Below are 22,562 nucleotides of genomic sequence, written 5' to 3'. Positions count from 1 at the left end.
CTACAATTTGACATTGTTCAATTTTGAGTACAGGGTGCAAAACCGAGGAGGGCGTTATTGCTGAGCCACTAAACCTAACAGTCAGTTTACGCGGAACATTGGAAGTCAAGGAAAAACTGCAAATATTCCGTTTGACGGGTCTGTTGGACGCATTTTCCGAGCCTACCTTCCGTAAGGTAGTCAGTGATCACATCGAAGCGGGGCCCGCCCATGTGGTGCTGGACTTGTCCACCATTGATTTTATTGACAGCTCTGGTCTAGGAGCATTGGTGCAGGTAACCAAACTTTCCCAAAACAAAGAAGGAAGTGTGCAGATTGTCACCAACCCTAGGGTTACCCAAACGGTAAAACTGGTGCGTTTGGAAAAATTCCTCCATCTTCATAATTCCCTGGCCGAGGCGATCGCCGCTACCACTGAGGGGTAATGATGGCTGGTTGTTCGCGGGTAGCCCAACCATGGTGGTGCTGTCCGGTCTTGACTGCAATGGGGACGTGCCATGACCCAGTTTAGTGACCATCCCCTTTGGCAATCCCCCCTGTGCCCCGCCGATGCCCCTCCGGTACAGTCCCTATCCCCCGTGGCCTTGGCCTACCTGGGAGACGCTGTTTTTGAACTTTATGTCCGTTGCTCTTATCTATTTCCCCCCCGTCGTATAGGGGATTTTCACCGTCGGGTGGTGGCCCAGGTGCGGGCTGAACAACAGGCCCAGATATTAGCCACCCTTTTACCCCAATTAACCGACCCGGAAAAGGAATGGGTGCGTCGGGGTCGTAATGCCGCCACATCCACTTCCCGGCGGGCCAACCCCGAACTGTACCAGGCCGCCAGCGGTTTAGAAACTCTTTTAGGTTATTTATACCTCAGGGATGCCCGTCGATTAGATGAACTATTAGCCTTAATTGAACTGCCCGACGCTGCCCCCCGTTAGCCCCCGAAAGTCATGACTGAAATGCCCAAGAAGAAATTTTCTCCCCGTTCTGCCCGTGGAGATAAACCCCGCTATGGAGAGCAGAAACCCAAACCGAAGCGCAGTGGAGATAAACCCCGCTTTAACGATGACCAGCCCCAAGGTTTTAAAGAAAAGTCTGATCGCTTCCAGGATAAGCCCCGCCCCCGTTCCAATGAGGATAAACCCCGACGTTCTGGGGATAAACCCTCCAGTTTTAAGAGCCGATTTAAAGATAAGGACAGGGATAAGCCCCGCTACGGTGACGAAAGGCCCCGGCGATCGGGCCAGAAGCCCCAGTTTGCTAAAGCTGCCCCTTCTGCTCCCCCCATGGCGGACTCCGATCAGGCCCAGGAAGCCCTGGATTTGCTCTATGGTCACCATGCTGTCCTAGCCGCCCTAGACGGCGATCGCCAGTTGAATCGCATTTGGATTACTTCCCATCTCCGCCACGACATTCGCTATCGCACTAAAATTCAAACCGCCAAGACCAACGGCACAGTGGTGGATGAAGTGGATAATTTTCGCCTCAACCAGATCACCCACAACGCCAATCACCAAGGGATTGCGGCCCAGGTGGCCCCCTACCACTACTGGGAACTGGGGGATTTGATTGATCAAGCCAAACGCCAAAGCACTGCCCCGGTTTTAGTAATTATCGACAGCATTACCGATCCCCATAACCTGGGGGCCATCATCCGCACCGCCGAAGCGTTTGGAGCCCAGGGCATGGTCTTACCTCAACGGCGGGTGGCTGGGATCACTTCCACGGTAATGAAAGTGGCCGCTGGCGCCTTGGAACATTTCCCCGTGGCCCGGGTAGTAAATCTGAGTCGGGCCTTGGAAACTTTGAAGGAGTCGGGCTTTTGGATCTACGGCACCGTGGCGGGTAAGCAACCCCCTCTACACCAATCGGATTTACGAGAACCCATGGGCCTAGTGATTGGCTCGGAAGGGGAAGGGCTGAGTTTGTTGACCCAAAAACACTGTGATCATCTCATTACCATTCCCTTGGCCGGTAAAACCCCCAGTCTCAATGCTTCCGTGGCGGCGGCCATCAGCCTTTATGAAATTTTTCGCCAACGGGGTTTTGATCGGCCTACCCTATCTCCCCCTTCCCCCGACTTCCCAGAAGTTTCAGAGGATTAGCAAGAAAAAGTGGCAGAGTCGCAGATTTAATTGCCATTCTGCCGGCAATGTAACAAAATATTGCGGGCTTGAAAGCTAGAATGACAGCAAGCAACACCCATTACCTTGTCTCTATCCTTACCCGAAGTCCTATGAAAGAACTGTGGATCCGAATTTTATCCCTGTTGGGCATGGCCCACTGGGTTGAAATTAGTACCGGCGCTCCTCGCTGTACCTATTATTTTGGCCCCTTTGCCCGCCGTAGCAGTGCGGAAAAGGCCCAGGTAGGCTACCTGGAGGATTTGCGAGGGGAGGGAGCCCAAGACATCCAAGTAAACATCAAGCAATGCAAGCCCGCCCGCTTGACCATTTTTGATGAAGGGGAAGAATTAATGCCCATCCTTTCCCCCTAGTACCGAGGGCGTTACCTTTCACCACGGCCCAGTTTTCCCAGCCTGGCCCAATTCTTGGCGATCGCCGTTGGGCCTCGATACGGCTTTGATAGAGAATAATGGGAAGACTGTATATTGATTTTTGCCTTCCCTGCCCATGACCCTGCGCCTGTACGATTCCCTCACCCGAGCCAAACAAGCCCTGCAACCGCTCCACCCTGGCCTGGTGACTATGTACTGTTGCGGCATCACTGTTTATGATTACTGCCACCTCGGCCATGCCCGCACCTGTATCACCTGGGATTTAGTGCGTCGTTATCTGCAATGGTCTGGTTATGAAGTGCGCTATGTGCAAAATTTCACCGACATTGATGACAAAATCCTCAAACGGGCAGTGGACGAAGGCTCCACCATGGAGGCGGTGTCAGAAAAATTTATCGCCGCCTATTTTGAAGATATGGAAGCGTTGGGGGTGCAACCAGCGGACCTCTACCCCAGGGCTACCCACACCTTAGATGGCATTAAAAGATTAATTGCCGAGTTGGAAGCTAAGGGCTACGCCTATCCCAGTGGCGGCGATGTCTATTACTCGGTGCGTAATTTTGAGGGCTACGGCAAGCTCTCTGGCCGTAAGCTGGAAGATTTACAGGCAGGGGCCAGCGGTCGGGTGACCGTGGCCGATCCAGATGGGGCGCAAAAACAGGACCCGTTTGATTTTGCTTTATGGAAAAGTGCTAAACCGGGGGAACCAGCTTGGGAATCTCCTTGGGGTAAGGGGCGGCCCGGCTGGCACATTGAATGTTCCGCCATGGTGCGGGAATTTTTAGGGGAAACCATTGATCTGCATGTGGGGGGCAATGATTTAATTTTTCCCCATCATGAAAACGAAATTGCCCAATCCGAGGCGGTGACAGGGCAACCCCTAGCCCAGTATTGGCTCCATAACGGCATGGTGAAAGTGGACGGGGAAAAGATGTCCAAGTCCCTGGGGAATTTCACCACCATTCGGGCTTTGCTAGAAACCGTTGACCCCATGGCAATTAGACTTTTAGTGCTTCAGGGCCATTACCGTAAGCCTTTGGATTTTACTGACACGGCGATCGCCGCCGCCACCAATGGCTGGCATACGTTAACGGAGGGTCTGCAATTTGGTTACGACTATGGTCAAGACTTTGGTTGGGCACTAGAATTTTCTCCCCTGCCTCCGGATGCGAATCAATGGACAGGGGCATTTCAAGCAGCGGTGGACGATGACTTTAATTTTGCCGGCGGTTTGGCCGTACTGTTTGAATTGGCCAAACATCTACGATCCGAAGGGAACAAATTAAAATTCGAGGGCTCAACCCCAGCCGACCCGGATTTGTTGCAAACCCAGTGGATTACTTTAGTCAGTTTGGCGGAAATTTTGGGTTTAGGCATTAATCCAGAGTCCCAATCCACTGACGATAATGGTCTAACCGATGCGGCCATTGAACAATTGGTGGCCCAACGCACCCAGGCTAGGAAAGATAAAAATTGGGCCGAGGGCGATCGCCTCAGGGATCTATTGCAGGAGGCGGGGATCACATTGGTGGATAAACCCGGTGGGGTAACGGAATGGTTCCGCTAGTTCACTTGCTTTAGTTTAACTTTGCCAAAAGTCGGCCAAAGAGTAGCCCAACCGTTGCAACAATGACCGCAAAATAGGCAAACTTAGGCCAATCACGTTGCTGGAGCAACCATCCAGTTTATTAATCAACATTCCCCCTTTGCCTTCCAGGGCAAACGCCCCGGCGCATTGGAGGGGCTCCCCACTGTCCACGTAGGCTTGGATGGTGTCGTCGTCCACATCTGCAAAATGAACTTTGGTTAACCCAGTTTGGCAGAGGCAACGGTTTTGGGTGCGGTCAATCAGAGCATGGCCCGTATACAATTCCCCCACCTGGCCCCGCATGGTTTGCCAACGGGCGATCGCCACGGCCGGGGACTCCGGTTTGCCGTAGGTTTGACCATTAACCAATAGGAGAGAATCACAGCCGAGGATGAGGGCATCGGCAAATTTGCTGGCCACTGTCTCCGCCTTAGCTTTGGCCAGAGCTTCCACCAAGGCCACTGTGTTGTCAGCGGTTAAGGAAGATTCATCGAAATGACTCACGGCCACCAGAGGGGCAATGCCGGCCATTTCTAGTAAACGCTTGCGGGCGGGGGAGGCAGAAGCAAGGACAAAAGTTGGGCGCATAATTGTTGAATTTTTAAAGCTTTTTTCAAGACTATGGTGGTTGGCCGTGGGGTAGATCCGCCCTAGACCAGGCAATTTTAGGGGCAAGTAATGACTAGGAGATGGCAAAGAACTGGTGCCAAATTTTAATTTCCCCCCAAAATTTCTCCATACTGGGAGTCTTTGAGTTAGTTTTCCACCAAAGTAGGCGATCGCCAGGGGGAGTCAAACCCACTGCCAATATTTCAGCGGCATTATCAACCATTACTGTACTACAAAAATTATTCCCTCTGAGCGGGATCACCGCCCTGGCCCAAAGATGACGATGGGTTATGCTACTTTGATTAACACAGCCGTCCCGAAGCCAAGGACGGGGTTTTAGACCCAGTTTTTTTGATGAAGCGAATTATCCTCGCCCTGTTGACGGTTATTTCCCTCGTGCCCTTTTTGCTTTCCCTAGTGGGAAGTTTAGAGGAGCCCCAAGTACAGTCCCAACTACAGCTTTCCCAAACCAATCTGTTATTGCAAGCTTCAGCTTGGCAGGGGAAGGATGAATCGGGCACATGGGGGGAAACCCTGCAAAAAGCCCTCTTGGAAAGCCAGCCCCAACAGGGGGGGTTAAAACAGTACGAAATAGCAGTCCAGGAATTGATTGACCATCTGGACCGTCTCAAAGCGCAAAAAACAGTCTTGGAAGCCAGTTCCAATAGCGATCCAGCGCCGATCCAAGCGGTCATTGCCAAAAATAAAAAGACCCTCAACCAACTCCAAATTAATTTGGGGCTGTTGCAATACGCCGAAAATCAGCCGGAACAAGCCCTGGGCACCTGGGAATCCGTGGTGAGCAACGGTGAGCAAAATCAGCAAAAAATCGCCACAGTGTTAATTGCTTTGGCACAATCCCAGCCCATTCCCCCCCATGCGGAAGCGCTGATTAATGATCAATTAAAGGGATGGTTTCGTTGGCAAGGGTTGACCCAGCTTTATCGTCGCCAGGGCAATATCGAAAAACCAGATCAAATCTGTGATACCCCTGCCTGTGGGGCGTTGCAAACGGAAGTGGAAAAGGCCAGCCAGCGAGCCTTAGTGAAACTAGCCCTACTCAATAGTTTGCCTTTGCTGGGAGGAGGCATCGGCGTTTTACTGATTGTGGGGCTGTTATTACAGTGGGCCCTGGGTCGGGAGAAGGCGATTCTGGCCACCAATGCCAAAACCAAATGGGACACTCCCTGGAATTGGGAAACCACTTGGCAAGTGTTGGTGGTGGGCTTCTTTTTCCCCAGTCAGATCGTTTTGCCTCTGGTGGTGGGGGTGTTACCTCTGCCCATGGCGGATTTGTCGTTGATGGGTAAAGCTTTTTATGTATTGGCCACCTATGGGGCGATCGCCACGGTGGGCTTGGGGGTATTGTTCCTATCCCTCAAAGATTTCCGTCCCCTACCCGAGGGGTGGTTTACCCTGCGTCCTAATCTAAAAGCGGTGTTGTGGGGCTTGGGGGGGTACCTGGTGGCATTGCCTTTGGTGGTATTGGTATCCCTGGTAAATCAGGAAATTTGGCAGGGCCAAGGGGGTAGTAATCCCCTGCTTTCCCTCGCCTTAGATTCCCAAAATTGGGTGGTGCTCGGGATTTTCTTTTTTACCGCGGCCATTTTAGCGCCAGTGTTTGAAGAAATCATCTTCCGAGGCTTTCTTCTGCCGGCCCTAACCCGTTACTTTCCTGTTAGTGTGGCGATTATTCTCAGCAGTTTACTGTTTGCCATTGCCCATTTGAACGTGTCGGAAATTTTGCCCCTATTTGTCTTGGGCTCGGTTCTCGGGCTAGTTTACAGCCGTTCCCGCAATCTTTTATCCTCCATGATTCTCCATAGTTTATGGAATAGTGGAACTTTGTTAAGCCTATTCATTTTGGGTGGCGGTTGAATACTCATAGTGGCCTGATTTTGAAAGTAAGATTCTAGAATGGTGCTGGTAGACTGCATTTTCCTCTAGCCCGTTAACCTGTGGTGAGTCGCCAGTGAACTGGTGAGTTTTTATGGACTGGCTTTTTTATTTATTCTTAACAGCCATTTTTTACGTTTACCGTTTAGTCAGCCTGAAATCGAGAACAGAACAGGAACGCATCGGTTCAACACCGGTATTTTTCTCTACCCTCGGTTTTTTCGCCATTTTTGAATTTGTTTTTGCCGACTCCCTGTTTAGGCTGCCCCTGTTCCATATCTTGGGGCTAATTTTCTCCTTTGTTTACGCTTTCACCATCTATATTTACCTGCGGAATTTAAAAAAGGAAGTGGAGGTAATTTTCGAAAAATTAGTCAAACAAAGCCAGGGCAAGGTGAGCGTACTGACTTTTATGCAACGTACTAATATGACAAAGGACGAAGCCATGGATTATCTGGACGGCAAACTCCGCCAACTTCCTGGCATCACCTACGAGACCTTGGGCAATATTTACTACGAATTTGATCGTTGGTAGGGGCATGGTGGCCATGCTCTAGCCGCCTCCACGATTAGGATAGGACCGGGGAAAAAAGCCTGACCAGCTTTACCTGTAAAGCTTTTTGTTCTAAACCCTGCCCCATTTTTAGTTAAATCAAACCCTAGAATTAGACCTTAGCCCAGGAACCATGGAGGGGATAGGGAATGTGGTGCTTTAACTTCAACGTGGCGATCGCCGGTTGACTAATATCCTGAGCATTAAGAATTACTAGCTGGGAACGGTGTAGCTGAGCGTTATAAACCAAACAAAGCAGCCAACCATCATCTTCAGTCACGCCACCGGGTCTGGGTACGAAAATCGGTTCCCCCGCAAAACCATGGGGAGCAAAGGAACGCAGAGTTTCAGTGCCCGACTCTAGGTCAACTTTGAGAATGGCCTGGAGGGGAGCATTGCCGGTGCTGTGGTGGGCGGCGCCCATGTAAACATAGCGATATGCCCGGCCAACCTGCTGGGGATGGACGACGGGAAACTCGCAACAACGGCTAATCATTAACTGTTTTTCCACCGTCGCCGCTGCAGGATCAATGGTGAAACGCCATAGCTGTCCTGGGTCTAAATTGTCAAAATCCGTACTACGAAAATCCACATCGGGGCCCACCTGGGGCAGAGAGTTATAACAAATGGAATCGAGGATTATTTTGCCACCTTGCTCAAAGGCATTGGCATGGTGGAAAACAAAACCAGCCTGCACTGGGATTCTTTGAATTTCGCCGTTGCCCCTGGGCACCAGAATAATTTGGGCCGTTTTTTCAGGATGAAATTCCACACATTCCCCCGCTCCCCGCCAACCCAAAACGTAGGGCAAAGCGTTGAAGGTCAAATTATTTTGTAAAAAGATTGCGTAATGGGGCGTGATGGCAAAGTCATGGATAAAGGCAAAACCGGGAAAGGTGTCGGTTTTTTGTCGTAACAGTTTGCCCTGGGGGTCTAGTTCCAACAGAGTTAGGGTACTGCTTAAGCCCGATTTGATTGAAAAAGTGACGTAAAAGGATTGGCCTTCGTCAAAAATACAGGCTGGATCAATGCGGGGATGGGCCGACAGGGGTTGGCCTTCAGCAAGAATGCCCCCCAAATCATCCAGGCCGATGGTTGCTAAGCTTGATGGTTCTAACCGATGGGGTTGTCCCCCTTCCCACAGGGCCAAGAGGCGATCGCCCCAGAAGGTGATGTTAGTGTTGGCAATGTTTTTTAGCCGTAAATCAAAGATATTTTTGAGCCAGCCCCCCGCCGGTTGGGAGCCAAAAACGCCCCGGTAGATCATTTTTCCCGCCGCTTGCTCTTCCACATAGCCCTGGGTGCGCACAAATCGGTTTTGGAAATGTACCCTCCCGTCCCCAGGAAACTTAAAAGCCGTTACCATGCCGTCCCCGTCAAAGGGATGCTTCAAAGGGCGATCGCCAATTTCCAACAATCCGGGGCCATTGCGATAGAGAGTGCCCTGGAGATCTGGGGGCACGGTGCCTTCCACATCGTCAATCCAGTAATCCCACTCCTGGGGTTGGGATTGGTAACCCTTCAGCCAATCCTGAGGACTGTAGGACCGCTGCGAAGGGGAACTGGTGGTAGGGGAAGTAACCATGGGCAATGGGAAAAATATTTGTTACATTTCTTTACTTTTTCTATTGTAACCTTCTCCGCTCCTGGGGGCTGGGGGTTACAATCTATACGTAATAGAATCTGAAGTTTCTCCACTTTCGCCCAGGGAGGTAAATGATGGCGACCGAAGTTTTAAACAAGCCCAGCAATAGCACAATCCGCAAGCACGCTCCCCGTTACCGGGTTTTACTGCACAACGATGATTTCAACTCCATGGAGCATGTGGTGCAGACCTTGATCCAAACGGTGGCGGGCATGACCCAGCCCCAAGCAGTGGATATTATGATGGAAGCCCACGTTAACGGTATGTCTTTAGTCATCACCTGTGAGTTGGAGCACGCTGAGTTCTACTGTGAAACCCTGCGCAGTCACGGGCTGTCCAGCACCATCGAACCGGACGAATAGGCTCTAGGGTGTTAGGGCCAAACTTTTTCTCCATGGCAATGGTTGCTCCGATGAAACTTCAGCGGCTGAGGGCATTAACATCTGTGACTCGCCAACTAAGTTTGAGGTTGAACCAAAAGTTCCAGATGGTCACCAGGGCGATCGCCAGGGCGTTGGCTAGGTAGCGATTGAAGTGGGAAAAGTTAAAGAAGAAGTTCAACAGCCCCAGGTTAATGCCCAGGCCGGCCCAGCAGATCAGATTAAATTTGAGCAGACGTTTACTTACTTGGGAGGGACTGTTTTGTCCCTGGGTTAGATCTTGGAAAGTCCAACGGTCATTCCAGAAAAAATTATTAAGAATGGCCAATTGGGCGGCGATGATCTTGCTACGACTCAGGGGCAAATCCCCCAGGGATGGTTCCGTGAGGATAAATAAAAAGGCCATGTCCACCGCCACTCCGGTTAACCCCACAGCGCAAAATTGCAAAAACCGGGAGGAAAGGGACAATCTCAGTTTGCATAAATGCTGGAGATACTCCACGTATTGCCGCCAGGTGACCTTACTGTGCCCCGATCGCCGTTCTTGAAAGACGTAACCGACTTCCGCTAACCAACGGATCCGCCCCCGGGCCGCCACTTCAATGAGGATTTTGTACCCCACCGGGCTGAGGGGACAATCGGCGATCGCCAGACGCCTGACCATGAAAAAACCACTCATGGGATCCGACAAACGGCCAATTACCTCCGGCAAAATTAATAAACCCAGCATCTGGGCCCCCCGAGAAAGCAACCGCCGCACCAAACTCCATTGACTAACCCCCCCTCCTGATTGATGGCGACTGGCCACCGCTAAATCTGCCCCCCGTTCCATTTCCGCCAACAAGGCCAAAAGTACCTGGGGAGGATGCTGTAAATCCGCATCAATAACCGCCAAAATCTCCCCCCGGGCCTGCTGCCAACCCCTAATCACCGCCGTGGATAAGCCCCGTCCCTCCGTTCTCCGAATCACCCGCAATTGGGGATAGGTTTTGCTTAAATTAAAAGCCTTTTGCCAAGTTAAATCGGGACTGTCATCGTCCACCACAATCAACTCATACCGGCCAGCCCAACGGTGTTCCAGCAATTTCACCAGAGTAGTCACCATGGCTTGGATATTTTCTCCTTCGTTATAGGTGGGCAACACCAAGGAAAGGAAAATACCGTCAGTTTCCCCCAGCTTGGGCACTGTTAGGGCAGTGGCTTGGGATGGCAGGGGCGAATGGACCATGGGCAGGGGCAGAAAAAATGGATAATGACCGCCCTAATTATGGCCTGCGGAGAGCCCAAGGGAAATTCCCTTCAGTAAGGCTAGGTACAAGGGGAGCCCACCGAGTAAAATGCGATCGGGTTTCGAGCCCGTTTTGTTGTGACTCTTTTGTATTTCGTTGGAGAAAAATTGTGGACCTAAGCCGTATTCCTGCCCAGCCCAAAGCCGGTTTGATCAATGTGTTGATCGAAATTCCCGCAGGGAGCAAAAATAAATACGAGTTCGACAAAGACATGAATTGCTTTGCCCTCGACCGGGTACTGTATTCCTCTGTGCAATATCCCTACGACTACGGTTTTATTCCCAATACCCTCGCTGACGACGGCGATCCCCTCGACGGCATGGTGATCATGGATCAACCCACTTTTCCCGGTTGTGTCATTACCGCCCGGCCCATCGGTATGTTGGAAATGATTGACGGCGGCGATCGGGACGAAAAAATTCTTTGTGTTCCCGCCAAAGATCCCCGCTACACCTACGTTAAATCCATCAATGACTTGGCAGGGCACCGCTTGGATGAAATTGCCGAGTTCTTCCGCTCCTACAAAAATCTGGAGAAAAAGGTGACGGAAATTCTTGGTTGGAAAGATGTGGATGCAGTGCTCCCCCTGGTGGAAGAGTGCGTTAAGAACTATAAGTAATACGCCATTAAATCCGAGAGCAACTGTGAACCATCAGCCTTTGCTCAAGTCAGTGATTTTCGGGGCTGGCCTCAGCGGTGGCGGTTGGGTTTTGTCCTGGCTCCCATCAATTGCAATCCTCCTCCTGAACTGTGGCCGACCTAGGAAATTGTGGATCTATCTATAACGTGGGGGCTATGGACTGTACCAATAAGTTCTTGGATAGCCTAGTCCCCACCCCTGGCGAAATTTGTTTACAATGCTCTGTGATCCCCAACGGCTTAGCTAACTGCCATGCTTGTCAAATCCACTACCCGTCACGTCCGTATTTTTACCGCTGAAGTGCAAGGCAATGAACTGATTCCTAGCAATAGTGTCTTGACCATGGATGTGGACCCTGATAACGAGTTTGTTTGGAATGAAGACGCTCTCCAACAGGTTTATCGTCGCTTTGACGAGTTGGTAGAGTCCTACGGCGGCGAAGATTTAACCGACTACAATTTACGGCGCATTGGCTCGGATTTGGAGCATTTTATCCGTGACCTGTTGCAGGAGGGTAAAGTTAGTTACAACCTGGACTGTCGTGTCTTGAATTACAGCATGGGACTGCCCAAGGTGGAAAATACGGAGACCGCTGGCAAATATTGGCTAGAAAAATAACCCCAATCAACAATTGTGGGAGGGAGGCTTAACACTGTGTTCGATCGCCATTGGCAGAATCAAGGTAATTACCGGCCCAGATATAGGTCTTATCTGACCAAAGTTCTGACTGTATTTCTACTGGCGATCGCCATTGGTTTGGGGGGCTGTCAATCTTTATCGGCATCACCCCCACCCCCATTGGTCAAAGCTAGCGAACTGGTGCAATTGGGCAACCTGCGGGAAGTATCTCCCCCTAAAGCATTGCAGGCCCTAGCCCCCAGCTTTAATCAATACCAACCCCAGCTAAAAATCCTCTCCCCTGCCCCGGATACGGTGCTCAAAAAAACTACAGTGGCGGTGCAACTCCAGGCGGAAGACCTTCCCCTGAACGAGGATGATAGTGTGCCCCTGCGAGCCCATGTCCATTTAATTTTGGATAACGAGCCCTACCGAGCGATTTATAACCTAGACCAACCCATCATCCTAGAAGATTTGGAGCCAGGCACCCACACCCTGCGGGCATTCCCCGTCCGCCCCTGGCATGAAAGTTACAAAAACGATGGGGCCTATGCCCAAGTTACTTTCCACGTTCTCACCAAAACCGACAGTAATAATCCTGACCCCGCCTTGCCCCTGTTGACCTATAGCCGTCCCAAGGGAGACTATGGTGCTGAACCAATCCTTTTGGACTACTATTTGACCGATGCTCCCCTCCATATCGCAGCGGAAAATGATGCCGACCTGAGTGATTGGCGCATCCGGGTCACTGTCAATGATGAAAGTTTTTTGGTGGATCAATGGCAACCCATTTATCTGGAAGGATTTGAGACCGGGGAAAATTGGCTCAAGTTGGAGTTCATTGACCAAGCGGGTAACCTGGTGGCTAACCGTTTTAACAACACAGTGCGGGTGATTAATTATCAACCCGATGGGCAGGATGCTTTTTCCCGTTTAATGCGGGGGGATGTCCCCTTGGCTGAGGCCTATACCCTGGTTGGCTTAGATCTGCCTTTTGGCGTGGAACCCTTAGAGGAAGTGGTCGAAACAGAGGAATTAGTGGAAACGGCACCGGAACCTTCCATTCCGCCAGAAGTAACGGAATCGGTTCAACCTGATGAGCAAATTGAAGTGGAAGAAACGGAAGTAGTGGTGGAAGAAATGCCTCTTGATGATCCAGGGGAGCCCGTGACGGATTTGACCACGGCCCCAGAGAGCGCTGCAGAGGATAAAACTTCCGAGTTAACCCCGACATTATCACCAGAGAACCAACAACCTGAGGGGCAAGAGGTGGAGGAATTGGGGGTAGTAGTTGAAGTTGAGACAATTGAGGAGGAAAGGGTTGTTGAGGAGGAAATGACCGAGATCCAGCCAGAACCTTTGAATGAGTTGAACGATCTAACTTCAAATTCCTCAGAAAGTTGAGTGAAGATTACGAGCGTTATGGGTTCTCGTAGTATTTCCTGAGCCTTCCCTGGGAAATTAAGTGGTAAAAATTACATCTTGAATGCTGTGGTCAGATAAATCCTGCCAACCGAATAATTGACCAATGGCGATCGCCTGGGCTTGGGACATTTGGCCATGGGAAAAAGCCCACGGTAAATGGGGACAGAGTTCTACCATTTGGCTTTGGAACCAAGCTAAAACGTAGGGACTGCCGTAGACGATTAATCCTTGCAAGGATGGATGGGCTAAGCATTGGCGATACAAAGCTTGGTTTAGGGGAGTTAATCCCGCAGTGCCCCGGAAAGGATTGCCCCGGATAAATACCTGGAGTACAAAGGGATGTTGACCAATGGGATAGTGCTCCAACCAATCGGCAGTTAAAATTTTGGCGCTGTATCCTCCCCGGAGAGGAAAAGTTAAGGCAGGACAAGCTCGGTCGAGGTAATCAGCGGTGAGTAAATCATCTACGACAACTAAATTTTTTCCTTGCCGATTGCCTAGGTTGGGGACAGGTAAATCTCCGCCGCTTTGCAGTGCCGCAGTGACAATCTGATCCACTAATTTACGGCCGGACTGGGGTTGTAAGTTAATGGTGAAATGGCTGGGGTCAGGGCCGGGGGCCAATTTTTCCTTGGCCGTTAACACCCGTTGCAAAGATTGTTCAATTCTCTCCTCTGTCAAACGACCCGACTCCACCGCCTTGGCGATCGCCGTGATTACTGGTATGGGATCCGGCGGCATCAGCAGAATATCAACCCCCGCTTCCAGGGCCCGGATGGCCACTTCCCCAGGGCTAGCGATTTCGGTAATGCCCCCCATAATCAGCGCATCGGTGACAATGATGCCCTCAAAACCTAGTTTTTGCCTTAACTGTCCAGTCAAAATAGCTGGGGATAGAGTTGCCGGATTACTGTCGTCCCAGGCCGGCACAAGAATATGGGCAGTCATCACACTATCCACCCCCTGGGCGATCGCCTGCTGAAAAGGTGGTATTTCCAAGGTTTCTAGCCGATCAATGGTGTGGGGCATGACGGGTAAATGTAGATGGGAATCGGTGTTAGTGTCCCCGTGGCCAGGGAAATGTTTGGCAGAAGTGAGAACGGCAAATGGCTGGGTTCCCGCAATAAATTCCCCCACCAAAGTCCCCACAATTTCCGGAGTTTCCCCAAAGGCCCGCACATTAATCACCGGATTGTCAGGATTATTATTCACATCGGCGATCGGGGCCAAAATCCAATTCAGCCCCACCGCTAGGGCCTCCTGGGCAATCACTTCCCCCATTTGACGGGCATATTGTTTAGCTAAGTCTAGGTTTTTCTCGCCAATACTACCCAAGGCCATGGGCGGCGGAAACCAAGTGGCACCAGAGAATCTTTGCCCCACCCCTTCCTCAATGTCAGCGGCCAAAAGTAACGGCGTAGAAGCCCAATTTTGTAACTGAGCAGTGCGTAAAGCCAATTCTGCTCCACTGCCTCCCAAGAGAATTACTCCGCCCAAATTAAGGTTAGTTAACCAATTTTGCAGGGTTTGATTAGGCGCTTCCCAAGCAGGGTAACGAATTTGATGATCAAACAAAAATCCTGAGGCCCGCACCACAATTAATTGGCCAATTTTTTCTTGTAAAGTCCAATCGCTGGGGATGATAGCCGCCATAATTTTTGATTTGTTTATTATTTAAATGCTTAAAAATGAACTGTTAATTAGATTTAGTATTAATCAGTTTCGTATATTGCCAATGTAAAAATAGATTTTGGCAGCCATTAAACTCGAATAAAACGTTGCTGATAATCTTCCAAAAGTAGCTTAGTAAAACTGTTGAGGGGAAAATCCAAAGCTTCTTGGGGGGTGACCCATTGCCATTCCACAATTTCTTCATTGGGAGTCACCTGAGTGGATTCACAACGGGCGTAGTAGTTTAATAAAACAAAATGGGCTGGGCAATGGAATTGTTGATCATTCACCGCTTCCTGTACCAAGGCAAACTTTATTTCCAGCAAATCCAACCCCACTTCTTCTTGAAATTCCCGTTTTAGGGCGGTTTCTAGCGTTTCTCCCCATTCCACCTTTCCTCCCGGCACCCCCCAGGTACCCCGCCATTTCGTGGTTTTGACAATTAAAACTCGGCCGTCCGGGGCAGTAACCAGCGCACCAACCGTAGCTAAGGGAAATTGGGGAGGCATGGCAGGGAAAAATTATGGCAATTTTTGACTGGGTGATCATACCATGGTTAGCTGGGGAACCTGTCGTTCTTAGTTCAATATCTGGTAGTTAGTTGGTACTTAGTCAATTTATGGATACGTTAAATGTTAAGGGCATTCGCGCCTATGGTTACACCGGCTACTTTGATGCGGAACAGTTCTTGGGGCAATGGTTTGAGGTTGATTTAACCATCTGGATCGATTTGGCTAAGGCTGGGCAGAGCGATGACCTGAACGATACCCTCAACTATGCTGATGCAGTGGCGATCGTACAAAAGCTCATCCGTGAGTCCAAGTTTAAAATGATTGAAAAACTAGCCGAGGCGATCGCCGATGCCATTTTGGGAACGGGTAAAACCCAGCAAGTCAAAGTGGCCCTGACCAAATGCCAAGCTCCCATTCCAGATTTTGACGGGGATGTGACTTTGGAAATTCTCCGGAGTCGCTAGGTTATTCAAAGTGTTAACCATGGATTGGTCTAACATACTCAGTTTATTTGGGGCAATGTTGATCCTGGCTGCTGTTCCCAGTTTGAGTGTGTTGACTGTTTCAAGTAAAAGTGCCAGCGGTGGTTTTATCCATGGTTTTTTTGCCACCCTTGGCGTTGTTTTAGGCGATATTATTTTTATTCTTATTGCTCTCTGGGGCTTAGCTTTTTTACAGGGGGCGATGGGAGATTTTTTTGTCGTTCTTAAATATATCAGCGGCATTTATTTAATCTGGTTGGGAATCAACACCCTCCGAGCCAAAGTTAACAATCAAAACCTAACTAAGGTTGATGCCAAATCCCTCTCTTCTAGTTTTTCTGCCGGATTACTAATAACTTTAGCGGATCAAAAAGCTGTCATTTTTTATCTGGGCTTTTTACCAACTTTTGTTGACGTTAATAATATTGTCTATCTTGATACCGTAGTCATAATTCTAACCGCAATTCTCTCGGTGGGAGGAGTAAAACTATTTTATGCTTTTCTTGCCCACCGATCAGGGCTATTGATCAGCAGAAAGAATAAGCGATTAATAAACTATCTGGCCGGCACTTTGATGATTTCGGTTGGTGTATTTTTGCTTACTTCCAGCTAATCAAAGCCAATCAATTGAACAAATGTAATAAAAAAGTGATCGCCATCTCCACTATCAGGAAAACGGCGATCGCCAAAATTATTCAGGGCTATGGGACAAGGGGAAAGTTAATACTGGGTGACACTGGGGTCAACTTCCTGACTCCAAGCGGTGATGCCCCCTTTAACATTTATGCCTTCAATACCCGCTTGTTTGAGCAGAGTCAAAGCCTTAGCCGATCGCCCTCCCAATTTGCAGTGGGCAATTAAACGGTGACCATTGACCAAATCCCGTACTTTTTCTATGCCGGGGCCCTCTTCAATATCGGGTAAAGGCACCAACACCGCCCCCGGAATGCGGGCAATGTCATACTCATTGGGATTACGCACATCGATGAGCACATAGTCATCGGCATCACTATCCAGCAAGGCTTTTAATTCTGTCACAGTCATTTCCGCCAAGGCCTGGGCATCGGCGGCTTCGGCAGCTTTGGCTTGGGGAATACCACAGAACTGGTCGTAATCAATCAGCTTTTCAATTACCGGCCGCACAGGGTTGGGACGCAATTTCAGTTCCCGGAATTTCATTTCCCAGGCGTTGAACAGCAGTAGGCGACCACTGAGGGTGTCGGGGGCACCAAGCATAATCTTGAGCGCTTCCGTGGCTTGAATCGTACCCACAATGCCCGGTAACACGCCTAAAACCCCTCCCTCAGAACAGGAAGGGACCATGCCCGGCGGCGGCGGTTCTGGATAGAGGTCACGGTAGTTTGGCCCCCCCTGGTAGTTAAACACCGTAGCTTGCCCTTCAAAGCGGAAAATGGAGCCGTAAACGTTGGGTTTATTCAACAACACACAGGCATCGTTGGTGAGGTACCGGGTGGGAAAATTATCCGTTCCGTCAATGACAATGTCGTAGGGGGCAATGATGTCCAAGGCATTGGCCGAAGAAATCTGAGTTTCGTAGAGGTCCACCTGACAGAAGGGATTAATTTCTAGGATGCGGTGCTTGGCGGACTCAATTTTGGGCTTACCAATCCAGGAAGTACCATGGATAATTTGCCGTTGCAGGTTGGAAGTATCGACAATGTCAAAATCAACTAGACCGATCCGTCCTACCCCCGCCGCGGCCAGGTAGAGCAGTAACGGAGAACCTAGACCCCCGGAACCAATACAGAGGACACTGGCGGCTTTGATGCGTTTTTGGCCATCGAGGCCCACCTCCGGCAGAATGATGTGGCGGGAATACCGTTGGTAGTCGTCTTGAGAGAGTTCAATCTCTGCTAGGTTTGGGTTAAGCATTGCTGTTGTTCACGGAAAATCATCGTCGGGATCACTACCACAACGAAATTAACATTTTAATCTTTTTGGCGGCGGCACTACCATGGTTTTGGTGTGAAGATTGTTAAATAGCATTCTCATTTTTGTTTGGTTAACGATATGGCTACTATGCAGGATTCCCAGGATAAAAATGTGTTGGGCGGTGACCTCAAATGTTGTTGTAAGTCGCCTTTAACCGGGTTTTACCGCAATGGTTACTGCCAAACGGGACCGACGGATTTTGGTCGCCATGTGGTCTGTGCCCAGGTAACAGCGGAATTTTTGGAATTTTCCAAAGCCCGGGGCAACGATCTTTCCACGCCCCAACCGGCTTACCAATTTCCAGGGCTAAAACCAGGGGATAAATGGTGTCTATGTGCGGCCCGCTGGCAAGAAGCCAAAGATGCGGGCATGGCTCCGTTGGTGGATTTGAGTGCCACCCATGCTTCGGCGTTGGAGGTGATCAGCTTAGATGCCCTGATTCCCCATGCTTTGCCTGGACAATTTACCCCGGAAGAATAGATGGTTGAGCAAATTATCGCAGAAGTTTCGGCTTGGGATGCTTCTCCTGAGTTGATGGTCACCGCCCATGGGGAGCGACTAGACAAGTGGCTGGCGGAAAATTTACCCCAGTTGTCCCGGGCCCGATGTCAAAAATTAATCGAGTCGGGGCAGGTTTGGTGTAACGGAGTGATTTGCCAAAACAAAAAACATATTCTTAAAATTGGCGATCGCCTTTCAATCAATATTCCCGATTTGGTGCCTTTGGATCTGGTGCCCCAGGCCATTCCCCTGGATATTTTGTATGAGGATGACCAACTGATCATTATCAATAAACCGGCGGGTTTGGTGGTGCATCCTGGCCCTGGCCATCCTGATGGCACGGTGGTTAACGCTCTACTGGCCCATTGTCCTGATTTGGCCGGCATTGGCGGTGTGCAAAGACCAGGCATTGTCCATCGCTTGGATAAGGACACTACTGGGGCCATGGTGATCGCCAAAACGGAATTAGCCCTACATCATCTACAGGCTCAACTAAAAGAAAAAACTGCCCGCCGCCTATATTGGGGCATTGTGTATGGGGCTCCGAGGGAAGTTCAGGGTACGGTAGCTCTGCCCATCGGTCGTCATCCTGGCGATCGCCTAAAAATGGGCATTGTGCCGCCAGAAAAAGGCGGTAGGAGTGCTGTCACCCATTGGCGGCTATTGGAACGGTTGGGCAACCATAGCTGGCTGGAATTTCAACTGGAAACGGGACGTACCCATCAAATCCGGGTCCATAGCAAACAAATGGGCCACCCTTTGGTGGGGGATAACCTCTACACTTCCCCCGGTAATCTCAATGTTAATCTGCCCGGCCAGGCTCTCCACGCCCACCAACTTTCCCTCATTCATCCAGTGAGTGGGGAAACCATCACGGCGATCGCCCCGATGCCGGCCCATTTTGAAAAATTATTGGTCTACCTTAGGCAGAGAATCCCCTAAAAATTAGCCCGCACTCTCTTGGGAACATGGGGAAATTTATTACGGGGGCATAATTCTAGCCATGGACAGCCAAGCTAGACACCGGGGCATGGTGTTAGTAAGCGCCGTTATTGTTGGGGAAAAGCATTACCCCTAGGGTTTTGGCAATAATGAGCAAATCTAGAGTCATGGTGCGGTAGTAAACGTAATAGACATCAATTTGCACCCGTTCAGGATAGGGAATGTCATTGCGACCGGACACCTGCCACAGTCCCGTTAGCCCAGGCTTAATACTCAACACTTGGTTGATTTGTCGCCCATACTTGTGCAACTCCTCCGGCACCAAGGGACGGGGGCCCACCAAGCTCATATCCCCCTTGAGCACATTCCAGAACTGGGGAAATTCATCAAGGCTAGTCAGCCGTAAAAATTTGCCAATCCAGGTAATGCGGGGGTCATTACGGAGTTTAAAATTCTTTTCAAATTCCTCCCGGGTTTGGGGACAGCCGGCCATCAGTTTCTCCAACACCTCATCGGCATTGGTGACCATGGTGCGGAACTTAATGCATTTGAAACGTTTAAACTTGCGCCCTACCCTTTCTTGCACATAGAAAATGGGCCCCGGTGAACTGACCGCAATCATCAAGGCGATCGCCAGGTAAAGGGGGGAACAGAGAACCAATACCGACAGGGAGAAACAGATATCGAATACCCTTTTGGCCACGGTTCCGGTGAGGGAACTGGAGCGGGAACCTTGATACCTTCTCGGAGAGACCGTTGGATAAAATCCGCGTCTCATCAAAGCACGGAGGGCTTTTACAGAGATCGGCGAGCTATTAGCAGTCATCGTACTCCATCACACATCACACCATATCGTCCTAATCATAAAGCCTGAATCGACAATTGTTACGATTCTTTGCTAAATAACTGAGGACTCCCACCGCCACTAAGTCCGATGAGGAACCTGATGACAGTACTTTTCCAGCAACGCCAAATATGACGTTTGAAACATTCTAGAAGAAAAACGGTTTGCTTGCAGGAAACAGTTCTCTGCACTGATCTGATGACTAAGATTGGAAAAAGTTTCCACTGCTTGCACTAAAGACGGCACCGTTTGTTGATCAAACCAAAGCCCCGTCGCAGTTTGGGGATTTTTTTGATAATCCACCACCGTTTCCAAAGCTCCTCCTCGGCCAAAGGCAATGACCGGCGTGCCGCAGGCCTGGGCTTCCACTAGGGCAATGCCAAAATCCTCACAGGCCCCGTAAACAAAGGCTTTAGCCCGGGCCATGTAATCTTCCACCACGGCATTGGGTTGGGCCCCAAGAATTTGCACGTTGGGCTGGGCTAGTTCCTGTAAAAGAGATAAATCGGGGCCATCGCCGATCACCACTAGGGGTAACTGCAACTGGTTAAAGGCCTGCACAATCAACTTGACCTGTTTGTAGCTAACCAGGCGACAGACCGTCAAGAAGAAATCATCCTTCTTTTCTCGGTAAGTGAAACGCTCCAAATTCACTGGGGGATAGACCACATCTGCTTCCCGCCGATAACAACGCCAAATGCGCCGGGCTGTGTGGTGAGAATTGGCCAAGAAATAATCCACCCGATTGGCGGAAACCACGTCCCATTGCCGCAATTGATGGAGCAGGTAACGGGTTAAAATTCCCGGTAGACCCCGGCCCATGGAACTGTTATTCAAGTAGTCAAAGGTTAAATCCCAGGCATAGCGCATGGGAGTATGGCAATAGCAGATGTGGATTTGGTGGGGAGCAGTCAGCACCCCCTTGGCCACCGCATGGGAAGAGGAAAGAATGACATCATATTCCCCTAAATCCAACTGTTCGATCGCCAGGGGCAAAAGGGGTAAATATTTCTGCACCCCCTGTTCCGCCCGGGGAAACCCCTGCAAAAAAGTGGTGCCAATGGAGCGGCCATAGAGGTAGCTCTGGGGATTGGTGGACTCAAAATCGATCAGGGCATACAGATCCGCCGTTACGTGGCTTAAAATCTCCTGCACCACCAACTCTGACCCCCCCGTTGCCTTTGGGGTGAGCCACTCGTGGACTAGGGCGTATTTCATTCCTGAGATTCCTTAGGTTCTCCCTCTGAGTTTCATGGCCATTTCGTTGCGGGCGGGGGCTAACTCCAAGGCGGTTTCCTCCGTAATTCTGCCTTCCTGGTAGAGAGCAAATAGGGATTGGCTAGCGGTGACCATACCATCGTACTCACCATCCTGCATTAACTCGGCAATTTCATCGTACTTACCTTGGCGGATATAGTCCTTCACTGTCTCTGTGTTAATGAGAATGTCATGGAAGCCGGCCCGTTTACCGTCGGTGGTGCGACATAAACCCTGGGCAATGATTGCTACCAGTGATTCGGCGATCGCCGTTCGCATGGCGGGCTGTTCTTCCGCAGTGTAGAGGGTCAAAATCCTTTCCAAGGTTTTAATGGCGCTGTTGGTGTGGAGAGTTCCCATTACCAAGTGACCGGTTTGGGCGGCTTTGAGGGCGGTGTTGACCGTGCTCCGGTCCCGCATCTCCCCAATCAGGATAATATCCGGATCTTCCCGCAGAGAAGCCTTGAGGGCATGGTCAAATTCCAAAGTGTGCATACCCACTTCCCTTTGGCGGATCAAGGAGCGACGACTTTGGTGCACAAACTCAATCGGATCCTCAATGGAAATGATGTGTTTAGCATGTTCTCTGTTGATGTAGTCCACCATCGCCGCCATGGTGGTGGATTTACCGGAACCGGTGGGCCCCGTCACGAGAATTAGGCCTTTGTGGGAGTTAGACACGGTGCGCAAAACTTCCGGCAACCGTAACTGTTCCAGGGTCAAGATCTTGAGGGGAATAATCCGCAGCACCATGGCGGAGCCCAACAAACTTTCCAGGACGTTAATCCGCACCCTGGCAAAATCGTATTGTTTAGCCCCGTCAAATTCCAATTCCCGTTTGAACCGTTGAATTTCATCCTCGGTGAGAATTTCCCTGAGCCAACTCATAAAGGTCTGGTGATCCGTTGGCTCATAACGCAGGGGCAGCATTTCCCCCCGGTCCCGCATGCGGGGCACTTCTCCTACCCCGACGTGAACATCGGAGAAACCTTGGTCAAAGGCACTGCGGATTAACTCCTCTAGACTGGGCTGCCCTGGCGATCGCCCTGGAGCAGCATGGCCAGGCGCCCGAGGACTAGTGGGCAGATTGGTGTTGGCAGAAAGTTGTTGTGGTTGGGGCTGGCTAATGCTGGGGGGGGCTGGCACAAACTGCGTTTCTGGAGCCATACTTTCCTGGCGAATGGAAGGTGCAGTCCGCCCAGGGGGATTGTTGGGCAGAGGGGGCAATGGAGGCACAGAGGGGCGGGG

At 50.5% G+C, this 22,562-nt stretch carries 25 protein-coding genes; 15 read left to right on the top strand and 10 right to left on the bottom strand.

Features of this window, described 5'->3' with window-relative positions; genetic code table 11:
• Nucleotides 1–98: 98 nt before the first annotated feature.
• From IQ217_RS01535 to cysS, 5 genes are all read left to right on the top strand, one after another.
• Nucleotides 99–425 carry an STAS domain-containing protein gene (locus tag IQ217_RS01535; protein ID WP_249213885.1) on the top strand — a complete coding sequence of 109 codons (327 nt, stop codon included), beginning with the start codon at nt 99–101 and terminating at the stop codon, nt 423–425.
• A 72-nt stretch (nt 426–497) separates the two neighbouring features.
• Entirely contained in the window at nt 498–929 is a 432-nt protein-coding gene (locus tag IQ217_RS01530) for a Mini-ribonuclease 3 (protein ID WP_194018662.1), read from the top strand.
• A 12-nt stretch (nt 930–941) separates the two neighbouring features.
• A complete protein-coding gene (gene rlmB / locus IQ217_RS01525; RefSeq protein WP_194018661.1) occupies nt 942–2,096 on the top strand; it encodes a 23S rRNA (guanosine(2251)-2'-O)-methyltransferase RlmB in 1,155 nt (384 codons plus the stop codon).
• 131 nt (nt 2,097–2,227) lie between these two features.
• Nucleotides 2,228–2,488, top strand: a complete 261-nt coding sequence (locus IQ217_RS01520) for a DUF1816 domain-containing protein (protein WP_420826658.1) — start codon at nt 2,228–2,230, stop codon at nt 2,486–2,488.
• A gap of 136 nt (nt 2,489–2,624) precedes the next feature.
• Nucleotides 2,625–4,076, top strand: coding sequence for a cysteine--tRNA ligase (gene cysS / locus IQ217_RS01515; RefSeq protein ID WP_194018659.1), 1,452 nt, complete (start codon nt 2,625–2,627; stop codon nt 4,074–4,076).
• 15 nt (nt 4,077–4,091) lie between these two features.
• On the opposite strand, the gene IQ217_RS01510 is transcribed toward cysS, so the two are convergent.
• Nucleotides 4,092–4,685, bottom strand: a complete 594-nt coding sequence (locus IQ217_RS01510; RefSeq protein WP_190598333.1) for a Maf family nucleotide pyrophosphatase — start codon at nt 4,683–4,685, stop codon at nt 4,092–4,094.
• A 94-nt stretch (nt 4,686–4,779) separates the two neighbouring features.
• The gene (locus IQ217_RS01505; protein WP_190598332.1) at nt 4,780–4,929 is read right to left on the bottom strand and encodes a hypothetical protein; all 150 of its coding nucleotides are present in this window, start codon (nt 4,927–4,929) and stop codon (nt 4,780–4,782) included.
• Between the two features lie 131 nt (nt 4,930–5,060).
• On the opposite strand from IQ217_RS01505, the gene IQ217_RS01500 reads away from it, so the two are divergent.
• Both IQ217_RS01500 and IQ217_RS01495 read left to right on the top strand, forming a co-directional pair.
• A complete protein-coding gene (locus tag IQ217_RS01500; protein ID WP_228023932.1) occupies nt 5,061–6,584 on the top strand; it encodes a CPBP family intramembrane glutamic endopeptidase in 1,524 nt (507 codons plus the stop codon).
• A 112-nt stretch (nt 6,585–6,696) separates the two neighbouring features.
• Nucleotides 6,697–7,137, top strand: a complete 441-nt coding sequence (locus tag IQ217_RS01495) for a hypothetical protein (RefSeq protein WP_190598330.1) — start codon at nt 6,697–6,699, stop codon at nt 7,135–7,137.
• A 130-nt stretch (nt 7,138–7,267) separates the two neighbouring features.
• Here the strand turns inward: IQ217_RS01495 and IQ217_RS01490 are convergent, their stop codons facing one another.
• Entirely contained in the window at nt 7,268–8,740 is a 1,473-nt protein-coding gene (locus IQ217_RS01490) for an apocarotenoid-15,15'-oxygenase (RefSeq protein ID WP_194018658.1), read from the bottom strand.
• A 131-nt stretch (nt 8,741–8,871) separates the two neighbouring features.
• Between IQ217_RS01490 and clpS the strand changes: the two genes are divergently transcribed.
• Nucleotides 8,872–9,162, top strand: coding sequence for an ATP-dependent Clp protease adapter ClpS (gene clpS, locus IQ217_RS01485; RefSeq protein ID WP_443081617.1), 291 nt, complete (start codon nt 8,872–8,874; stop codon nt 9,160–9,162).
• Between the two features lie 58 nt (nt 9,163–9,220).
• Here clpS and IQ217_RS01480 read toward each other — a convergent pair whose 3' ends face one another.
• Nucleotides 9,221–10,408, bottom strand: a complete 1,188-nt coding sequence (locus tag IQ217_RS01480) for a glycosyltransferase (protein WP_194018657.1) — start codon at nt 10,406–10,408, stop codon at nt 9,221–9,223.
• 170 nt (nt 10,409–10,578) lie between these two features.
• Between IQ217_RS01480 and IQ217_RS01475 the strand changes: the two genes are divergently transcribed.
• From IQ217_RS01475 to IQ217_RS01465, 3 genes are all read left to right on the top strand, one after another.
• Nucleotides 10,579–11,088: an inorganic diphosphatase gene (locus IQ217_RS01475; protein ID WP_014407118.1), complete on the top strand. Its 510-nt coding sequence runs from the start codon at nt 10,579–10,581 to the stop codon at nt 11,086–11,088.
• A gap of 273 nt (nt 11,089–11,361) precedes the next feature.
• Complete coding sequence (ndhM, locus tag IQ217_RS01470; protein WP_194018656.1) at nt 11,362–11,727, top strand: NAD(P)H-quinone oxidoreductase subunit M; 366 nt, start codon at nt 11,362–11,364, stop codon at nt 11,725–11,727.
• A gap of 36 nt (nt 11,728–11,763) precedes the next feature.
• Nucleotides 11,764–13,131, top strand: a complete 1,368-nt coding sequence (locus IQ217_RS01465) for a hypothetical protein (RefSeq protein ID WP_194018655.1) — start codon at nt 11,764–11,766, stop codon at nt 13,129–13,131.
• A gap of 57 nt (nt 13,132–13,188) precedes the next feature.
• On the opposite strand, the gene IQ217_RS01460 is transcribed toward IQ217_RS01465, so the two are convergent.
• Both IQ217_RS01460 and IQ217_RS01455 read right to left on the bottom strand, forming a co-directional pair.
• Nucleotides 13,189–14,805 carry a glycoside hydrolase family 3 N-terminal domain-containing protein gene (locus IQ217_RS01460; protein WP_194018654.1) on the bottom strand — a complete coding sequence of 539 codons (1,617 nt, stop codon included), beginning with the start codon at nt 14,803–14,805 and terminating at the stop codon, nt 13,189–13,191.
• 107 nt (nt 14,806–14,912) lie between these two features.
• Entirely contained in the window at nt 14,913–15,332 is a 420-nt protein-coding gene (locus tag IQ217_RS01455; protein ID WP_194018653.1) for an NUDIX domain-containing protein, read from the bottom strand.
• 110 nt (nt 15,333–15,442) lie between these two features.
• On the opposite strand from IQ217_RS01455, the gene folB reads away from it, so the two are divergent.
• Together folB and IQ217_RS01445 are read left to right on the top strand one after the other, a co-directional pair.
• Nucleotides 15,443–15,799, top strand: coding sequence for a dihydroneopterin aldolase (gene folB / locus IQ217_RS01450; protein ID WP_190598323.1), 357 nt, complete (start codon nt 15,443–15,445; stop codon nt 15,797–15,799).
• A gap of 10 nt (nt 15,800–15,809) precedes the next feature.
• Nucleotides 15,810–16,430: a LysE family transporter gene (locus IQ217_RS01445; protein WP_194018652.1), complete on the top strand. Its 621-nt coding sequence runs from the start codon at nt 15,810–15,812 to the stop codon at nt 16,428–16,430.
• Nucleotides 16,431–16,537: 107 nt separating this feature from the next.
• Here IQ217_RS01445 and moeB read toward each other — a convergent pair whose 3' ends face one another.
• A complete protein-coding gene (gene moeB / locus IQ217_RS01440; protein ID WP_190598321.1) occupies nt 16,538–17,710 on the bottom strand; it encodes a molybdopterin-synthase adenylyltransferase MoeB in 1,173 nt (390 codons plus the stop codon).
• 138 nt (nt 17,711–17,848) lie between these two features.
• Between moeB and IQ217_RS01435 the strand changes: the two genes are divergently transcribed.
• A complete protein-coding gene (locus IQ217_RS01435; RefSeq protein ID WP_190598320.1) occupies nt 17,849–18,250 on the top strand; it encodes a DUF2237 family protein in 402 nt (133 codons plus the stop codon).
• Complete coding sequence (locus IQ217_RS01430; protein WP_194018651.1) at nt 18,251–19,213, top strand: RluA family pseudouridine synthase; 963 nt, start codon at nt 18,251–18,253, stop codon at nt 19,211–19,213. It begins immediately after the preceding gene.
• A 94-nt stretch (nt 19,214–19,307) separates the two neighbouring features.
• Here the strand turns inward: IQ217_RS01430 and IQ217_RS01425 are convergent, their stop codons facing one another.
• The 3 genes from IQ217_RS01425 to IQ217_RS01415 form a co-directional block, all read right to left on the bottom strand.
• Nucleotides 19,308–20,039: an undecaprenyl-phosphate galactose phosphotransferase family protein gene (locus tag IQ217_RS01425; RefSeq protein ID WP_010873062.1), complete on the bottom strand. Its 732-nt coding sequence runs from the start codon at nt 20,037–20,039 to the stop codon at nt 19,308–19,310.
• Between the two features lie 99 nt (nt 20,040–20,138).
• Nucleotides 20,139–21,275, bottom strand: a complete 1,137-nt coding sequence (locus IQ217_RS01420; RefSeq protein ID WP_194018650.1) for a glycosyltransferase — start codon at nt 21,273–21,275, stop codon at nt 20,139–20,141.
• Nucleotides 21,276–21,287: 12 nt separating this feature from the next.
• The coding region (locus tag IQ217_RS01415) for a PilT/PilU family type 4a pilus ATPase (protein WP_194018649.1) at nt 21,288–22,562 on the bottom strand (1,275 nt) is incomplete at its 5' end.

Source organism: Synechocystis salina LEGE 00031 (assembly GCF_015207985.1).
In the GTDB taxonomy this organism is placed as follows: domain Bacteria; phylum Cyanobacteriota; class Cyanobacteriia; order Cyanobacteriales; family Microcystaceae; genus Synechocystis; species Synechocystis salina.
The sequence above is the reverse complement of the archived record's forward strand: the minus strand, read 5'-3'. Positions and strand labels throughout refer to the sequence as shown.

What these genes read in the sequence shown, in the direction of transcription:
- clpS (WP_443081617.1), top strand. Translation starts at nt 8,872, where the DNA reads ATGATGGCGACCGAAGTTTTAAACAAGCCCAGCAATAGCACAATCCGC.
- IQ217_RS01435 (WP_190598320.1), top strand. Translation starts at nt 17,849, where the DNA reads ATGGCTACTATGCAGGATTCCCAGGATAAAAATGTGTTGGGCGGTGAC.
- IQ217_RS01460 (WP_194018654.1), bottom strand. Translation starts at nt 14,805, where the DNA reads ATGGCGGCTATCATCCCCAGCGATTGGACTTTACAAGAAAAAATTGGC.
- IQ217_RS01510 (WP_190598333.1), bottom strand. Translation starts at nt 4,685, where the DNA reads ATGCGCCCAACTTTTGTCCTTGCTTCTGCCTCCCCCGCCCGCAAGCGT.
- folB (WP_190598323.1), top strand. Translation starts at nt 15,443, where the DNA reads ATGGATACGTTAAATGTTAAGGGCATTCGCGCCTATGGTTACACCGGC.
- IQ217_RS01520 (WP_420826658.1), top strand. Translation starts at nt 2,228, where the DNA reads ATGAAAGAACTGTGGATCCGAATTTTATCCCTGTTGGGCATGGCCCAC.
- IQ217_RS01420 (WP_194018650.1), bottom strand. Translation starts at nt 21,275, where the DNA reads ATGAAATACGCCCTAGTCCACGAGTGGCTCACCCCAAAGGCAACGGGG.
- IQ217_RS01490 (WP_194018658.1), bottom strand. Translation starts at nt 8,740, where the DNA reads ATGGTTACTTCCCCTACCACCAGTTCCCCTTCGCAGCGGTCCTACAGT.
- IQ217_RS01530 (WP_194018662.1), top strand. Translation starts at nt 498, where the DNA reads ATGACCCAGTTTAGTGACCATCCCCTTTGGCAATCCCCCCTGTGCCCC.
- IQ217_RS01480 (WP_194018657.1), bottom strand. Translation starts at nt 10,408, where the DNA reads ATGGTCCATTCGCCCCTGCCATCCCAAGCCACTGCCCTAACAGTGCCC.
- IQ217_RS01455 (WP_194018653.1), bottom strand. Translation starts at nt 15,332, where the DNA reads ATGCCTCCCCAATTTCCCTTAGCTACGGTTGGTGCGCTGGTTACTGCC.
- IQ217_RS01495 (WP_190598330.1), top strand. Translation starts at nt 6,697, where the DNA reads ATGGACTGGCTTTTTTATTTATTCTTAACAGCCATTTTTTACGTTTAC.
- moeB (WP_190598321.1), bottom strand. Translation starts at nt 17,710, where the DNA reads ATGCTTAACCCAAACCTAGCAGAGATTGAACTCTCTCAAGACGACTAC.
- rlmB (WP_194018661.1), top strand. Translation starts at nt 942, where the DNA reads ATGACTGAAATGCCCAAGAAGAAATTTTCTCCCCGTTCTGCCCGTGGA.
- IQ217_RS01425 (WP_010873062.1), bottom strand. Translation starts at nt 20,039, where the DNA reads ATGACTGCTAATAGCTCGCCGATCTCTGTAAAAGCCCTCCGTGCTTTG.
- IQ217_RS01500 (WP_228023932.1), top strand. Translation starts at nt 5,061, where the DNA reads ATGAAGCGAATTATCCTCGCCCTGTTGACGGTTATTTCCCTCGTGCCC.
- IQ217_RS01430 (WP_194018651.1), top strand. Translation starts at nt 18,251, where the DNA reads ATGGTTGAGCAAATTATCGCAGAAGTTTCGGCTTGGGATGCTTCTCCT.
- ndhM (WP_194018656.1), top strand. Translation starts at nt 11,362, where the DNA reads ATGCTTGTCAAATCCACTACCCGTCACGTCCGTATTTTTACCGCTGAA.
- cysS (WP_194018659.1), top strand. Translation starts at nt 2,625, where the DNA reads ATGACCCTGCGCCTGTACGATTCCCTCACCCGAGCCAAACAAGCCCTG.
- IQ217_RS01505 (WP_190598332.1), bottom strand. Translation starts at nt 4,929, where the DNA reads ATGGTTGATAATGCCGCTGAAATATTGGCAGTGGGTTTGACTCCCCCT.